11 protein-coding genes are annotated in these 15663 nt (G+C 61.5%); 5 read left to right on the top strand and 6 right to left on the bottom strand.

Going from position 1 to position 15663, the window contains the following annotated elements; all coding sequences use genetic code 11:
* Nucleotides 1-40: 40 nt before the first annotated feature.
* The gene (locus tag BLT08_RS16255) at nucleotides 41-2560 is read right to left on the bottom strand and encodes a bacterio-opsin activator domain-containing protein (RefSeq protein WP_090309984.1); all 2520 of its coding nucleotides are present in this window, start codon (nucleotides 2558-2560) and stop codon (nucleotides 41-43) included.
* Nucleotides 2561-3055: 495 nt separating this feature from the next.
* On the opposite strand from BLT08_RS16255, the gene BLT08_RS16245 reads away from it, so the two are divergent.
* Nucleotides 3056-5725: a S8 family peptidase gene (locus tag BLT08_RS16245; RefSeq protein WP_090309978.1), complete on the top strand. Its 2670-nt coding sequence runs from the start codon at nucleotides 3056-3058 to the stop codon at nucleotides 5723-5725.
* A gap of 86 nt (nucleotides 5726-5811) precedes the next feature.
* Here BLT08_RS16245 and BLT08_RS23105 read toward each other — a convergent pair whose 3' ends face one another.
* On the bottom strand, nucleotides 5812-5979 hold the full coding sequence (locus BLT08_RS23105; RefSeq protein ID WP_175529349.1) for a hypothetical protein: 168 nt from the start codon (nucleotides 5977-5979) through the stop codon (nucleotides 5812-5814).
* Nucleotides 5980-6693: 714 nt separating this feature from the next.
* Between BLT08_RS23105 and BLT08_RS16235 the strand changes: the two genes are divergently transcribed.
* Entirely contained in the window at nucleotides 6694-7974 is a 1281-nt protein-coding gene (locus tag BLT08_RS16235) for an RNA-guided endonuclease InsQ/TnpB family protein (RefSeq protein WP_090309972.1), read from the top strand.
* Nucleotides 7975-8024: 50 nt separating this feature from the next.
* Here the strand turns inward: BLT08_RS16235 and BLT08_RS23100 are convergent, their stop codons facing one another.
* From BLT08_RS23100 to BLT08_RS16225, 3 genes are all read right to left on the bottom strand, one after another.
* Nucleotides 8025-8198: a DUF7331 family protein gene (locus BLT08_RS23100; protein ID WP_175529348.1), complete on the bottom strand. Its 174-nt coding sequence runs from the start codon at nucleotides 8196-8198 to the stop codon at nucleotides 8025-8027.
* A 166-nt stretch (nucleotides 8199-8364) separates the two neighbouring features.
* Nucleotides 8365-11619, bottom strand: a complete 3255-nt coding sequence (locus tag BLT08_RS16230; protein WP_090309969.1) for a bacterio-opsin activator domain-containing protein — start codon at nucleotides 11617-11619, stop codon at nucleotides 8365-8367.
* Nucleotides 11620-11903: 284 nt separating this feature from the next.
* Complete coding sequence (locus tag BLT08_RS16225; protein ID WP_139171319.1) at nucleotides 11904-12599, bottom strand: DUF8159 domain-containing protein; 696 nt, start codon at nucleotides 12597-12599, stop codon at nucleotides 11904-11906.
* A 396-nt stretch (nucleotides 12600-12995) separates the two neighbouring features.
* Between BLT08_RS16225 and BLT08_RS23815 the strand changes: the two genes are divergently transcribed.
* The 3 genes from BLT08_RS23815 to BLT08_RS16215 all read left to right on the top strand — a co-directional run bounded on the left by BLT08_RS23815 (nucleotide 12996) and on the right by BLT08_RS16215 (nucleotide 14659).
* A complete protein-coding gene (locus tag BLT08_RS23815; RefSeq protein ID WP_449406632.1) occupies nucleotides 12996-13229 on the top strand; it encodes a DUF7331 family protein in 234 nt (77 codons plus the stop codon).
* Between the two features lie 24 nt (nucleotides 13230-13253).
* The gene (locus tag BLT08_RS16220) at nucleotides 13254-14303 is read left to right on the top strand and encodes a Gfo/Idh/MocA family protein (protein WP_090309964.1); all 1050 of its coding nucleotides are present in this window, start codon (nucleotides 13254-13256) and stop codon (nucleotides 14301-14303) included.
* Between the two features lie 161 nt (nucleotides 14304-14464).
* Nucleotides 14465-14659: a hypothetical protein gene (locus tag BLT08_RS16215; protein WP_090309961.1), complete on the top strand. Its 195-nt coding sequence runs from the start codon at nucleotides 14465-14467 to the stop codon at nucleotides 14657-14659.
* A gap of 256 nt (nucleotides 14660-14915) precedes the next feature.
* Here the strand turns inward: BLT08_RS16215 and BLT08_RS16210 are convergent, their stop codons facing one another.
* Complete coding sequence (locus BLT08_RS16210; protein WP_090309956.1) at nucleotides 14916-15569, bottom strand: MaoC family dehydratase; 654 nt, start codon at nucleotides 15567-15569, stop codon at nucleotides 14916-14918.
* Between the last annotated feature and the right edge of the window lie 94 nt (nucleotides 15570-15663).

Raw genomic sequence — 15663 nt, 5'->3', positions numbered from 1 at the left:
ACTCTCACCCAGCGGTGGCCGTAACGCCCGTTCGACCACCTCATTCGTCGCGATCCGTTTCGTCGGCGAATACCATCGACAGCAGTTTCCGCTGTGCCATCCGGAGGTGATTGTTGAAGGTGGGTTGGGAGATTCCGAGACCCTCCGCGGTCTCTTCCCCGGTCGTGTCTCGAGGAATTTCGAAGTAGCCGCTCGCGAACGCCGTCTCGAGCGCCTCGAACTGTTTTGCCGTCAGCGCGCTCTCGAGTTCCGAACGGAATCCGTAGCTCGGTTCGTCGACGAACTCGTGGTCCTGCCGTCGAACGAGGGTCGAATCCGGGTACAGTCGGGTGAAGAAGTCGACGAACTCCCTGACGTTCGCGTGCTCGGGAAGCGAAACGACCAGGTGTCCTCCGGCTTCCGACGTCGAAATCGCCTTCGGAACGACTCCGTACTCGAGCAGGTGGGCGACGACGCTGTCTTCGGTATACGTACACTCGAACAGGTGTTCGTCCCCCCGGCTGGTGACGAGTCGCGTCTCGGCAACTGACGGCGATCGGTTGGCGAGTTCGAGAACCGTTTCGGCCGATACCCCGTCGGTCGTAAAGAAGCCGTGGATCGATCCATTGGGTCGCGAAACGACCGTCTCGAACTCGACCGTACAGCCCGTTTTTCGCGCCCACTCGAGGAACTGGATCCCTCGATCGCGGATGTCGAACTCGAGTTCGACCTCCCCCCGACCGACGAGGGCCGCTCTCGTCTCGATGGCGTGCATCGCGTGTGCGACCCACCGGGCGAGCGCCTCGAATATCTCGCGTTCGGTTTCGTCGAATGCGCTCGGTCGTTCGCTGTACACGGTCAATCCGCCGTAGGCCCGTTCTCGAAAGACGAGGGGGACGCCGACGACGGATCGGTATCCCCGCGTGATCGCATCCTGTCGCCAGCGTTCGTCGGTCGGTCCCGTCGGCATCTGCCGCACGACGCGCGACTCGAGCGTCCGGATCGCACCCGCCATCGGTTCGTTCTGTTCGACGAGGACGCTCACACTGGAATCGAGGCTCTCGAGGTAGCGCTTCTCGGACCCGGCCCACGCTCGGTCGCGGATCTCCTCGTCGACCTCGTCGAGCGTGGCGATTCTGGCAAACGCGTACCGCTCGCTCGAGACGAGTTGCTCACAGATTCGCGTCTCGAGTTCGTCTCGGGTCCACGCTTCGCCGATTACTCGAGCAACGCCCCGAACGAGTTCGACCGTGCTGTCGAGGCGTTCGGCGCTCACGGTTGCTGCTTCGAGCCGTCGTTCACACGCATCGAGTCGCCGTCGAGCGTCGAGGCGATCTAGCGCCAGTCCCGTAGTTGTACCGACGAGACGGACGAACGCGTGATCGAGCGGCGTCGGCCGTGCCCCCTCGAGCGTCCCCGCGACGAGAACGCCGTGGGTTCCGATCGGCGTGACGAGGGCGCGGGCCGTGGCGGGATCTCGTACAGGATCCTTCGGTCCAGTATGAACATCGGCGACGAGTGCCGGTTTGCGTTCGACGAAGGCGTTCCAGACTGCCGTCGATTCCTCGTCGAACGGTAACGCGACGGCCGCGTCATCGAACCGAGGAGTCACCGCCCGGCGCCGGAGCGCGTCGACGTTCTCGTCGTACAGGTAGATGGCGACGGCCGCCGACTCGTTTTCGTTTTCGATCGTCTCGACGACGGCCTCACAGAGATCTCGAACGGTGGATGTCTCGTCCCCGAAACGCGTCGTAAAGAGCGTTTCGACCCTCGCGAGTGCGCGCTCGAGACCGATGGTACCGTTGTCGCCGCCGGCGACAGTGGGACGGTGACCGCGGTCGGAGACGGTACAGACGTACCGCTTTCGAGTCACGCTGGCGAGCGAAACGAGCGCGGAGAACGTGCGCCCGTCTCCGCTGCGTGCAGTCGTTTCCCCGACTGCGCTCCCTTGGGATTGCACGCGTTCGACGACGTCGTCGAGCTCGGTCGCGCTGTTGTCCGCGAACACGGCCGCCCACGGCTCACCGACGAGTTGTTCCGGATCGTAGCCGTGAAGTTCCGCGTAACTCGTGCTGACGGCGACGAACCGAAGCGATTCGTCCAGTAGACAACTGCCGTCCAGTACATCGGTGTCAGGTGCCTTCGATCGATCGACGTCGGTTCGCTGCTGATAGTGAGCGACCGTCGTCGCCACCCTCGAGGCGAGCACCCAGTATCCGGCGTCGTCCGCGTCCGCTCGCAGGTAATCCGTCGCCCCCGCCGACAGCGCCTCGCCGACGAGCTCGGCGGTTCGAACCTCCGAGAAGACGATGTACGGGAGACCGGGTGCTGATTTCCGAACGTCCCGCAACACGTCCAATCCGTCGAACGCGGGCGGTCGTATTTCGCTGACGACGCAATCGACCGTCTCGAGCGATCGAAGCACGTCTTCGGTCCGGGAGGCGATCGTTACGTCGATACCGAACTCGCCTTCGAAAACGGGTTTCACGGCTTCGGCGGTCGTGCTACCCGCGTCGACGAAGAGGACCCGGATCGACTCGTTCGAACGAGACGAACCCCGTGACGGCGTCGTGCTACTCATTGATGGTCACTTTTGATCGGCCGGTCCCGCCCGCGAGGCGACCGGACGCGAACCCGGTGTCGTCTCGTTCTCGCTGCGTTCGTTCGCCTCGAGTCGGTCGATTCTCGTGCCGTCCGCTCGACGGTATCGCTTCACCAGTCTCTCGAGCGGAGCAGCACACACGTTCTGTAGGACGCGATACGGGCATAGAAACACGAAGCCGACGCTCGTAACCGCTCGCGACCGACGTACGTTATCGGCGTTCGCTCGGCAGCGCTGATCGACGAACGGGCGATCGCTCGGTTTTGCGGACGCGTCGCGCGACGACTTACCTCTATCGATCTGCACAGTCCCCCGATCCGGATTGTATGGTCCGGCGAACAGCAAGCGAGCAACGGGAAGAGACGGACGATCGAACGAAGACACTATTCGGATAGATTCGTCTTGAGCGTCGGACTATCCACGTAGCGCCAGCGGTTTTGTTTGTGTCGAAAAGAGCCCTTGTCGAAGAACGATATGACCGAACAGGGACGATCCCACCCGATCGACGACGAATCCACGCCAGCCTTCCCGGAGGATCGAGAGAAGCGCGAAGCCCGTCGCGCCGAGGGGCCGTCGGTGCGGTCGATTACTGCCGAAATCGTGCCGTTTCTGATACGCGGCCCGATACGGTATCTCCGTACGACTCTGCGTTCGGTACTCGGTTCGCTTCTCTTCGTTTTGCTGCTCACTGTTCGACACGGACCTACACGACGGTCGATCCTCGGGTCGTTCGGTGTCGGTCTCGTCGGTTCGTTCGGCGTCATCACGGCGTCTGCCGAGGACACGAACGGAGACGGTGACGAGAACGGGGCTGGAGATCGGTACGTCGTCGGTCTCGAGGCGGGAACGTCGACAGCCAGCGTCTCCCGAAGCGCGACGCAGCTGTATCGATCGTTGGACCTCTCATCGGGCGGGAGCGTCGTGGTCGGCGATTTCGACGACGACACCCGTCGACAACTCGAGGGTCGATCGGACGTGAGATACGTCGAGAAAGATCACGTCCGCCAACAACAGGTCCACAGCGCCGTCCAACCGTCGGAGAGCGTGGATCTGTCCGACGAACAGGAGACGCCGTGGGGCGTCGAGCGGATCGGCGCCACGGATTTCCACGGGAAGGGGGAAACGGAGTCGGGTGCGACGGTCGCGATTCTCGACTCCGGGATCGATCCCGAACACGAAAGTCTCGAGGTGGCCGACGGCAAAGCGTTCACCGATTGCAACGGCGGCTCGTGTGCGAGCGAGTGGGACGACGACACCGGCCACGGAACCCACTGTGCGGGGACCGTCGCTGCACAGGATAACGGTACCGGCGTCGTCGGAGCGGCTCCCGACGTGGATCTCTGTGCCCTCAAAGTCCTCGCGGGCGACGGATCGGGCTACGATTCGGACATCGCAGCCGCCATCGAGTGGTGCGCGGACAACGACATCGACGTCATCAACCTGAGTCTCGGCGGGAGCGACGAGGCACGGGTGCTCGAGGACGCCCTGCGGTACGCGTACGACCGCGGCGTGCTCGTGGTCGCTGCGGCAGGCAACAGCGGTTCCGTCGGCGGAATAGACTACCCCGCCGGCTACGACGAGTGTATCGCCGTCGGTGCGACGAACGACCGCGACGAGGTTCCGGACTGGTCGGCTCGCGGCGACGGAATCGAACTCGTGGCGCCGGGCGACGCCATCCTGTCGACGGTACCCGACGACGAGTACGCCTATTTGGAGGGGACGTCCATGTCGACGCCGCACGTCGCAGCCATCGGTGCCCAGCTGATGAGCCAGGGGCTTCCACACGCCGAACACACCGACGATGTCGACGATCCCGGTGGCGTCCGGGGTCTCCTTCGTGAAACGGCGGAAGACGTCGGATTCGATGAGGACGAGCAGGGATTCGGCCTCCTCAACGCGTTCGACGCCTTCGAGGAACTCGAACCGATCACCACCGAGGACGTCACCGACGTTCGTGCGACCACCGCGACGCTCAACGGGTCGGTTAGATCGATCGAGGACGCGTCCGCTGTCGACGTCCGCTTCGAGTGGCGCGAATCGGACGGTTCCGAGTGGACCGAGACGGACACGGAGTCGATCGAGCCCGGAGACGAGTTCAGCGTCGCAATCGACGGGCTGACGCCCGACACCGAGCACGACGTCCGCGGCATCCTCGACGACGGCGACGACACTTCGACGGCGAACGTGGAGACGTTCGCGACCGGACTCGACGAACTCGCCGTCGAAACGGGCGACGTCGAGGCGATCGATCACCGAACGATTCGGGGGGTCGGGAAACTCGAGGGACTGGGCGACGCCGAGAGCGTCGAGGTATCGTTCAGCGTTCGGCGAGACGGCGACGACGAGTGGGAGGAAACCGAGTCGCAGGGCCGCGACTCGATCGGGACGTACGAGGACGACGTCTCGGGGCTCGAGCCCGAAACCGAATACGAGGTCGAAGCCGTCGCCGACGGAAGTGGCGAGCGAACGAGCGGCGAGACGGTGACGATCGAAACCGATCCGGAACCCGGGATTCCGGAGATCGAACGGTTCGAACTCACCGACGACAGCACCGGTCAGTTCGTCCGGTGTAACGTCAACTGGGGCGTTGCAGATCGCGACAGCGACCTCGAACTCGTCGCGACCGAACTTCGCTACGCGGACGACGACGAGGAACTCCACCGCGTCGCGACCGAGATCGAAGGCGGCGAGGAGAGCGGCATTCACACGGTCAGAAACAGCGATCGTTTCGAGGGCGCCGGCGAGGAGTACGAAATCACGCTGACGGTTACGGACGCCGAGGGGAACGTCACCGAAGAGACCGAGGAAGTTACCCTCGACGAGCGCTCACCCGCACCCAGTATCGACCGGTTCGAGGTTTCGACCGACGACTTCCTCGGAACGCCCGAGACCGTCGTCGACTGGGCGGTCTCGGACGAGGGCGAAGAACTCGACGGCGTCGAACTCGAGTTGTGTCGCGCCGACGACGACGAGGTGATCGACGAGTCGAGTTCGATGGCGAGAGGCGAGGAAGCGTCGGGAACCGACTCCCTCAGAGGTGGAGACGCCGATGACGACGAAACGGCGTACGACGTCACGATGCGGGTGACCGACTACTTCGAACAGACCACCGAAGAAACGACGCGAGTAACCCACGGAGAGTAAAAAAGTGCTTGAACGACGGGAGGTAGAACCGCCCGACCACTGTTCGGTAGGCGTCAACTCGGGGTCGATCTTCGGTGGGCGTCGACTCAGGGTCGATCTTCGGTGGGCGAACCGGTGTCCGAACCGAGACCCGCCATCAGGAGGCCGAGGACTTCCGGATTGCTCAGCTCGTAGCCCATCCGCTCGCTCAACTCGAGTTTGACTTCTTCGAACCGTCGTGCCTTCGATCCGTGGAGTTTGATGTGTGTCGTCATAGTACCGTCCGGTGACCGCTCGTCGCTTCGTCGTAGTGGCGATCACTCCTCGAGAACAACGGTTCAGCAACGATAGGGGGTCTTCTCGTCCGACTCCGGATCGTCGATTCAGTTTCGCCGATCACGTCGATCACGTCTCCCCGTCCCGATCCAGATCCAGATCCAGATCGTCCCGTTCACGTCGCACTTTCAATTCTCTCGCGATTACGGACGCGTACTCGGGAACGATACTTCCCGTTCTGCAAAAGTGTACCCAGACGGCGTACTCGTCGTCACGTGGGTTCCTTCCGGGTCGCGTCTGTAGTTTCTGGAACATGCTCAGGTTCGTTTCGACACGACTTTGACCGGTCGACGGAAGCGGGTTCGTGTCATCGAAAGAGGGGTGCACCTCGAACCTAAACCCCGGTCGAAGCCGCGGCGTGGATCGGGAAGACCCGGAACCATTCGACGTCAAACACGTCCGAGCGGAGTACTGACGTGGTGCGAACGAGCACCGACCGACGGATCGCTCGAGTTTCGGACCAGTGGTCGGCCGGCGAGTGACCGTTGCAGAGTCGAGGCGGCTCGTTTACGGAGATGCAAGGAGAAAGCCTCGCCCTTTAGGGCGGGGATGAATCCGACACACCCCTTCACACCCACCGATTGATGACACGGCGGGATATTCTACGCTGCGTAATCCATACTCTCAAGTAACTATCTATACATTGGTTACGTATGGCGAAACAGGTCGTCACCCGAACCTACACTGCTTCCATACGGAACCAGTCACGGGTATCCGACGACCTTGATTCGCTTGGGTTCGCCGCCTCAAAACTCTGGAACGTTGGACGGTGGACAATCAGTTGCGTCTGGGATGAGATCGACTACATCCCAGAACACGACGAACTCACCGCGTACCTCAAGAGCCACGAACGCTACGATGACCTGCATTCTCAGTCAAGTCAGCGAGTTTTGCAAGAACTCGCTGAGGCGTTCCACGGCTGGTACGGCAAACGACGCAACGGAGACACGAGAGCGAACCCGCCCGGCTACCGTAAGCACGGTGACGAACACCCACGAAGCACGGTCACATTCAAAGCCGCTGGCTTCAAACTCGACACCCAGTACAACCGTGTCCGACTCTCCAAGGGATCGAACCTCAAAGAATACTGGTCGGATTTCATCCTCTGCGAGTACCAAATTCGCCCCGACGTTGACCTCTCCACCGTGGAGAACGTTCAGCAAGTTCGAGCGGTCTGGACGGGTGACGAGTGGGAACTCCACTTCGTCTGCAAAGTCGAGATAGAGGTGTCCGAGTCGCCCGGCGAGAAGACGGTGGGCGTTGACCTCGGTATCAATAACTTCGCCGCACTCGCCTACGAGGACGGCCACAGCGAACTGTACCCACTCAACTGCTTGAAGCAGGACGACTACTACTTCAGCAAGCGGATTTCACAGTGTAACGACTCGGACTCCGAGCAGGCCACGCGGCTAAACCAGAAGAAGTCTCGACGGCGCACCCATTACTTCCACACTCTCTCCAAACACATCGTCCAGCGATGTGTTGAGGAAGGTGTTGGAACCATCGTGGTTGGCGACCTCTCCGGCATCCGTGAGGACGAAGAGAACGGTGAGGCGAAGAACTGGGGCAAGAACGGCAACCTCGACCTGCACTCGTGGGCGTTCGACCGATTCACCGACCTACTCGAATACAAGGCCGAGATGGAAGGCATCACGGTTGAGCAAGTGTCTGAGCGTGATACCTCAAAATCGTGCTCGTGCTGTGGTCGGGAACGCAAAGCCAACCGTGTTGAACGCGGGTTGTACGTTTGTGATGAGTGTGGGACGGTGGCGAACGCGGACGTGAACGGTGCTGAGAACATTCGGCAGAAAGTATCTCCGAGTCCCGCCACGGATGGCGGCGATAGGAGTAACGGCTGGTTGGCACAGCCATCGGTGTACCTGTTCGATTTAGAGAGCGGATGCTTCGCACCGCGAGAACAGGCTACGTCATAAACCACAATATCCCAACGCGGGAATCCTCGCCCTTCAGGGCGGGGAGGATGTCAAGCCACGTGTTTGAGCGAGAGCGCAAACGTCGAACTGAGCCAGGCCGTCTCTCGGTGCTCGTCGTATATCGTGACGTTCCCGTCGTGATCGATATCGGCGACGATGGTCGTCGGGATACGTGGAGGCTCGGCGTCGGTACGGCGACCGTCGGAACTATCGTACGATACCATGAGTTGCGTGGGATTTCGGCGTGCGGCGGTCGTTCCCGTTCTGCGCAGCTACCGCACGCGTCTTCCCGTTCGTTACGAGACCGGAGAACATCTGCTGGACGCCGACTCACGTCGATCCGCTGGACCGAAATACGTTAGCAGGTAGTCACGCCGTCCCGTCCGATGTTCACTCTGACTGGTCGTCGAGGAACGCCCGAAGCAGGCTCCAGATTCCCTTTCGCAAGTGCTGGTGGAGCGTCGACGAGGAGATCTCCATCGACGCCGCGAGTTCTTCCGCGGTGATCGCTCGAGGCCAGTCGTAGTAACCGGAGGCGTACGCCGACTCGAGCGCTGACCGCTGTTTCTCCGTGAGCCCGTCGTCGACTGCCCGGCGAAACTCCGCTGCGGTCTCGATCGATCGATCGCGCTCCCGCTTCGCTGCGAGTTCCACGTTCGAGAACTCCTCGTCGAACTGGGAGACGATTTTCCGGACGTCGGCCGTCTGCGGGGTCTCGAGAACGATCCGCGCTTCACCGCCGGTAGCAACCGCGGATTTGAGGGTTGCACCGGCTTGCAAGGCGACGTGTGCCGTGGACTTCGACGTGAGCGTCTGGAGCAGGAGGCTATCGTCGCCCTCGCTGATCACGCGTGCGTTTTCGACCTGCGCAGAGCTCCTAGCGGCCTCCAGAACCGATGTCGGATCACTGCCCGTGATCGTGTGGTAATTGAGGATCTTCCCCGCCTCGATCGGAACCGATCGCTCGAACCGGCATTCGCAGTCGAGTTCGGACGAAACGGCGAGGTAGAACCGCTGCGAATCCTCGACGAGAAGCACCAGTTCGATCATCGAGTCGGTCAGTAACAGTCGCCTGTTCCTGGTCGCGTTGATAGCGAACCCGGTCACCTTTCCGAGCGACTCGAATCCGCTTATCGTCTCTTCGCTGAAGAGACTGCCACCCGTACCGTTTACCACCAGCACGCCGAGCAGTTGATTGCCGTACGTGAGGGGGATCGCCGCGGTGGACAGGGCGTCCGGAGACGACTCCTCACCGTTCGGGTACTCACCCGCGAACTGGTAGGACCTCACGACCTCGAGCGATCCGGTCTCGAGCATCCGTTCGACGGTCCCGCGGCCGACGCTCGAGATCGACATCCCGTTGATCGCCTCGAGATCGTCGTCCGTGATTCCGAACCCGACGCGGGTCGTGATTCGGTCGGTGCTCGCCTCGATATCACCGATCCATGCGCTCTGGTACAGATCAGTATCGCCCAACTGCTCACAGATCGTTCGCTCGAGTTCCTCGCGCGTCGTCGCCTCGAGGAGTCGACGACCGATCTCCTGAACGAGGTTGTTGATCTGGTTGTGCGTTTCGAGTTGATCGCGCTGCTGGCGCAGCTCCTGTTCGTGCGTTCTGAGGTGCCGGATTCGCTCCGCTCGAGCGATCGCAGTTCTCGCGTTGACGGCCAGCATTTCGACGAGTTGTACGTTGCGTTCGTCGAGTTCGTCCTCGCCGTCCGAGACGATGGTGAGAACACCGTACTCTCCCACCGGCACGTGTAGACTCGAGTGATCGTCCCCTCGTCGTTCGGGCGTTCGTCGGTCGATCACCGCCCGCTCTTCTCGGAACGCGTGACCGGCGAGGGTCGCTTCGAGATCGTACGCTCGCTGCGTTTCGAGCAGCGCCTCGGCCGCGTCCGTAAGCGCGACGCACTCGAGGCGGTTCGTGTCCGGGTCGAAGAGGCGCATACAGGCCCGATCGAACCCGAGAACGTCCTCGATTGCGTCGACGCTCGTTTGGCTGACTGCCTCGCTGTCGCCAGCCGTCATCAACGATCGGAGACCGTCGGTAAGCGCCTCGAGTTGCCGCTCCTGAGCTTTCCGCTCGGTAATATCGCGAGCGATGCAGACCGAGGAGCCGTCGGCGAGCATGGAGAGCGAGATCTCCAGCGGAATGTCGTCCCCCGTCCGGGACCTCCCGATCGCCTCTCCGCGCCACGATCCCCGCTCGGACACGACCGGGAGCACCTCGGACTCGTAGCGCGCGAGTTCGCTCGAGCCGAAGAGATCCTTCCAACTCGTTTCGACCAGGTCGATCGAATCGTCGTATCCGAACAGGTCGGCGTACACGTCGTTCGCGTACGTGAACACGCCGTCTTCGTTCGCGATCGCCATCCCGTCGATGGCTGCGTCGATAACCGCAGAGCGTTGGCGAAGCAGCTGCTCGCGCTCGAGTCGGTCGAACGCCGTCCGCGTGTGTTTTCCGAGGATCTCGATGAGTTCCTGCAAGGGTGCATCGATCTCCTCGTCGCCGGTGGAGCTGACCGCCAGCAGACCGTGCGTTCCGAGCGGAACGACGAGCCGTTCGTCGAGTCCCATCCCCGGATGCGCCGGATTCGTCACCGTCTCGTACGCGTCGAGAACGATCGGTTCGCCGTCCTCGAAAACCGTCATCTCGGCCGTCTCCGCGGTGATCGACGGGATGGGTTCCGCCGCCGACCCGCCCGATGCGCTGGTCGCTTCCCGGCTCGCTGCCGTAGCGCGAAGGACGTCCTCGTCGTCAGTAGCACACCACACTGCCGCGAACGATCGTTGCAGTACCGTTTCGACGACGTCGACGGTGATCCGCCCGATTTGCTCGGGAGTTTCGGCGACCATGAGTTCCCGAGCAGCTTCGTTGAGCGCCTCGAGTCGGCGTTCGTATTCGGTTCGTTGGACGTACGTATGGACGCTCGCGAGCACGCGTAGCCGATCCGAGTGCCCGATCGTCGACGTCGAAATCACGACGCGGACGTCCTCGCCGCCTCCGTCTCGGAGCCTGATATCGTTGCTCCAACCCCACCCTTCATCGACCGTCGCCGAGAGGAGCGTTCGAAGCGACTCTTCGTCGCGTGGCGCGAGAGCTGCGAGTTCGAGTGAGCGAACGTCGTCGCTCGAGCGGTCGAGAAGATCTCGGAATCGGTCGTTGCAGTCGGTGATCGTCCACGATTCGGGATCGAAGGCGGCGATTCCGATAGACGGGTGCTCGAATACGGGCTCGAACGTCGACTCCGGCGCTCGAACTGCGGGCGAGTCGTCACCCCCCGTTGTTTTGTGAAAATTAGTAATATACAGCGGGTCCTCGTCCCGCGTCGTACGGTGCAGTGCGAGAGTCACCGGAACCTCGCGGCCGCGGTGGTCCAGAAATGCAAACGGAACCGGTGCTTCCTTCGTTCCCGTCGGTCGCCGTCGGAGGCGGTCGAATACCGATCGCTTGTCGTTCGGGAGCAGTTCGCCGACCGATCGTTCGAGCAACTCTCCGGGTGCGTATCCGAGTAGTTCCCGTGCGGCCCGGTTGGCGAAAACGATCGTTCCGTCGGTCTCGAAACTGATCACGCCTTCAGTAACGGTATCTATCACGTCCTCGAAGAACGTGTCGTCGACTCGGGGAGATATGGTGTTCATTAGCGTAATTTAACGCCCCCTGTGGAGATAAGTGTTCCATGCAGAATTATGAAATAATAGCCTTACATTAGAAATAGAACAGTATAACCACTCGAACCATGTGTGTCAGAGATTGGCACGATACCGATTCGGCTCCGACGAGCGACGGGGGAGCACTCGCGCTGTCCGTCGCCACCGTACCGAACGCGTCGCCAGATTCGACCAGTCTCGACTCGATCCCTCGAACGCGGTGGATTCGAAGGCGTACGTCCTCTCCAAAGATGGTTCAGGACCAACTGCGGGTCTCACTCGTCGTTCGTGTCGCCGTCTCCCTCAGTTTCGTTTCCGCCATCGTCGTCGTCACCATCGTCACTATCGCTACCATCTCCGTCATCATCACCATCATTTTCGTCGCTCTCCGTTTCGTCGTCTCCTTTGCCCTCCTCGTCAGGGTCGCTTTCCTCCTCGGCGTTCGATTCCGCCTCGTCCCCCTGCCCGTCGACCGGCTCTTCCGACTCGAACGTTTCCGCAATTCGGGTGAGCAACTCGCGCCACTCGAGCGATTCCGAGAGATACGCGTCGACCCACTCGCTGTCGATCGAAAAGTGATCGAGCGGCTCTTGATCGTCCGAATCGAAGGCGGTCGCGTCGAGGTGCGTCGACGACAACCCGTGTTCAATAATGGTCGTGTACCCGTCTGCGATCAGTTCGATTTCCACAGCGACGTCGTCTTCGGCGGTTCCGGTCGCGTCGTATCCTACTTCGATACTGTCGTCAACCACGTCGACGACGACCCCGTCGAATCCGCTCGCCTCGAGTTCCGAGCCGAACTGCTCGAGGATGTCGGCGTCGCTCAACTCTTCGTCCTCCGTGCCCGCTCCAGTATCCGACGTCGATCGATCGCCGGTCTCGTCTGCTTCGGTGTTACCGTCGGACTCCGCCGTCGAACAGCCTGCCAGGAGCACTCCAGCAACCGCTGTCAGCAGTGTTCGTCGTCTCATAGCGATACCAGTCCCGGCACCCTTTTTAACAGGCGACGAACGATGACCGCGAGTAGAGAAGGTGCGGGTAGATTCCGCCCTCCGATTCGCGAGCCGATCGTCGCGCTCGAAACCGATCAGACGGAACGGAGGTATAGTAGCCACTGAAAGTCAATGCACACCTTATCGCACGATAGCTGTGCGATCAGTGTGTAACTCGTTTCAGTTGTTACTATAGCACGGTGCCTTCGAAGCGACCGCCGATCGACGTATGCCGACTCGGTAGAACGCTATGTCTCATCCGGAACCACGCACGCACGAAACAGGTCTGGCCGTTCGTGATCAAACCTACGTATTGAGGGGGCGAGACGCCAACTCCGGCCGTCGGTCACGCAACTGGGTCGCGAAAAACACGTAATGGGGCTGAAACGTAATCCCCCGAGCGCACCTCTAGTCCTCCGTGACCCGCTGATGTACCACGGAAGACACAGTCCAAATCGATCGGATATTTCGGACGGGGCTAGACCGGATCGTCTCGCGAGCTTCGTGTCGTTTACGACCGAAGATGGGTCAGCCGTCATCTACGATATACGCCAGCCTACCGCGTGGATTACCTCGGATCACGCCGTCCTCATCGATTCGTCTCAGTAACATCTCGCAGCGTCTTCGGTTACGATCATGAAACCCACAAACACAACCATCGGAATCATCGGTCTCGGAAATATCGGCTGCCTTCACGCTGAGCGTTTCGTTACACTCGGTGCGGACGTCGCTGGGATGGATAGCAATGACGATGCGCGGCGACGGTTCGTCGAAGACTTTGCCGCACCGGTATTCGACGACCACCACGAACTGTTCACCGTCGTCGATGCCGTCGTCATCGCCGTGCCAAATACGTATCACGAGCGGTACGCGATCGCGGCTCTCGAAGCCGGACTCGACGTGTTCCTCGAGAAACCGATGGCGGATACCTGGCTCAACGCCCGGCGAATCGCCGACGTCGCTGCGACGGCCGACGGGGTCTGCATGATCGGGTTTCACAACCGCTATCGGCCCGTCGTCGAACGGTTCAAGCAACTTCAGGTGGCTGGTCGTTTCGGCGATCTCACGCACGTCCAGGCGAACTACGTCCGGCAGAACGGCGTTCCGGAACACGGCGGGTGGTTCACTCGAGGAGACATCTCCGGCGGCGGCGCGCTGATCGATATCGGCGTGCACGCGATCGACCTCGCGCTGTATCTCCTCGATTTTCCGCGCGTCGAAGACGTAGTCGGAACGACTCGCCGGGGTCCCGACCGCGCGTTCGAGGTCGAAGACGCGGCGAGCGCGTTCGTTCGCTGCGCTGACGGAGCGACGATCTCTCTGGAAGTCGCCTGGCGGACGAACGGGTCCGACAACAGGGCGTTCGTGATCGACGGTACCGACGGGAGCGCGGAACTGACCCCCGGTGACGAACGGCTCGAGCTATTCGATAGTGGTCGCCGAACGGCCATCGACATCGATCGAATCGATCCGTACGAGCAGCAGGCGCGCGCGTTCCTCGACGCGGTCGAACGCGACGTCGATCCGAGGCGAAACACCGTCGAAGAGGCGTTAGCGGTCCAGCGCGTGATCGACGATATTTATCAGTCATCCGCGCTCGAGCACGTGAACAGTCCGCTGTTCTCGACTGCTGAACCGGGACTCTCGGCGAGTCCCCCTCGACGCGAACTGGAATCGAGGTAACTCGATCGTTTCAGCAAACGTACCGATTGACATCCTTCGGCTCACAGGTTATCTATGATGAGCGCGTATATCGTGTAATATCCTGAAACGAGAGTGGAAACCGCTCGATAACGCTCTCGGGCACCCCGACCGAATTTCAGAAACGGATACCGTGATCACAAATGCAAACCAACCCATCGATCGACTTTCCAATCACGACCGAATCGGAGTTCCACAGCGCCCTCTGCGATCTGATTACGAGCGCCACGGCGAACGACATTTCTCCCGAAGGCGCGTGGACCCATCGCTGTAGCGACGAGGATCTCCCCGACCTCGACATCGAAATTTCGCGAGTCACGAAGCCCGTCGACGACTGATTTGTGGGTTCGGACGCACAGATTGTTTCAGAAGTCATTCTCTCCGACGACCGGATCGGGCATTCAGTACCGCCACTCCGAGCACCTCGACCACTCCACGACGGGGCGCCGATCGATTCGTCGAGCCTCGAGTTTCCTAGTGATGCTCCGGACGACGGTACGGAACAGACTCGAACGATACTGAATCAGCGACTGTCCCGGCTGTAAAAACAGGGTTGACGCGTCTGAACGCTTTCGATACGCGACGTCGGTCGCGTCACAGATCCGGAGTCGTCGCCGCTACTGGCGATCGATCTTCGACGAGGACGACCGCCTCGCCGTCGATCACGGCGTCGCCGTCCTCGTCGTACACCGTGGTGGCGAGGCGGTAGCGCCCACCCCCGAGCGTCTCGACGATTTCACACTCGGCGGTGACGGTATCGCCGGGATAGACCGGCGCGTTGAACTGCAGGTTTTGCGAGAGGTAGATCGCGAGTCCGGGGAGGCGAGCGAGGGCGGCACTGATCGTCCCCGCGACGAGCGCTCCGTGGGCGATGCGGCCGTCGAAGCGCGTGTGGGTCGCGAACGACTCCTCCAGGTGTAGCCGGTTCGTATCACCGCTGATCCGCGCGAACGCTTCGAGGTCACTTGCCGGAATGGACTTCGTGAATCGGACGTACGATCCCACGTCGAGTTCGTCGACGCGTTCCGCCGATCGCTCCATCGACCAGTCGGGTGCCGCGTAGGTCAGTCCGCCGATCGGTGCGTCGATTCGATCGTCCGTCGTCCTCGGGGCGGAGAGACCGAACGCGGAGAACAGCGCGTCGTTGGCGTGGAGATAGCTGTCGACTGCGTGTTGAGTGGCGTTGCCCCACCGTGGTCCCGAAGGTTGGCGTTCGACGGAGCCTATCGTCGTTTCGTTGGTGCTCATACGTTCTCAAAGGAGCGCAACGGTAGTAGGACGTGCGCCGATGTCGTTGATCGGGGGATACCGGAGGACGTTGGAACGGACTGACCGAACTCGC

Source organism: Natronorubrum texcoconense, assembly GCF_900100335.1.
GTDB classification, from domain to species: domain Archaea; phylum Halobacteriota; class Halobacteria; order Halobacteriales; family Natrialbaceae; genus Natronorubrum; species Natronorubrum texcoconense.
This window is presented reverse-complemented; position numbering and strand designations above follow the sequence as displayed.

Bases quoted from the DNA above. Each gene is read 5' to 3' on its own strand.
- BLT08_RS16255 (WP_090309984.1), bottom strand. From the start codon at position 2,560: ATGAGTAGCACGACGCCGTCACGGGGTTCGTCTCGTTCGAACGAGTCG.
- BLT08_RS16245 (WP_090309978.1), top strand. From the start codon at position 3,056: ATGACCGAACAGGGACGATCCCACCCGATCGACGACGAATCCACGCCA.
- BLT08_RS23105 (WP_175529349.1), bottom strand. From the start codon at position 5,979: ATGACGACACACATCAAACTCCACGGATCGAAGGCACGACGGTTCGAA.
- BLT08_RS16235 (WP_090309972.1), top strand. From the start codon at position 6,694: ATGGCGAAACAGGTCGTCACCCGAACCTACACTGCTTCCATACGGAAC.
- BLT08_RS23100 (WP_175529348.1), bottom strand. From the start codon at position 8,198: ATGGTATCGTACGATAGTTCCGACGGTCGCCGTACCGACGCCGAGCCT.
- BLT08_RS16230 (WP_090309969.1), bottom strand. From the start codon at position 11,619: ATGAACACCATATCTCCCCGAGTCGACGACACGTTCTTCGAGGACGTG.
- BLT08_RS16225 (WP_139171319.1), bottom strand. From the start codon at position 12,599: ATGAGACGACGAACACTGCTGACAGCGGTTGCTGGAGTGCTCCTGGCA.
- BLT08_RS23815 (WP_449406632.1), top strand. From the start codon at position 12,996: ATGGGGCTGAAACGTAATCCCCCGAGCGCACCTCTAGTCCTCCGTGAC.
- BLT08_RS16215 (WP_090309961.1), top strand. From the start codon at position 14,465: ATGCAAACCAACCCATCGATCGACTTTCCAATCACGACCGAATCGGAG.
- BLT08_RS16210 (WP_090309956.1), bottom strand. From the start codon at position 15,569: ATGAGCACCAACGAAACGACGATAGGCTCCGTCGAACGCCAACCTTCG.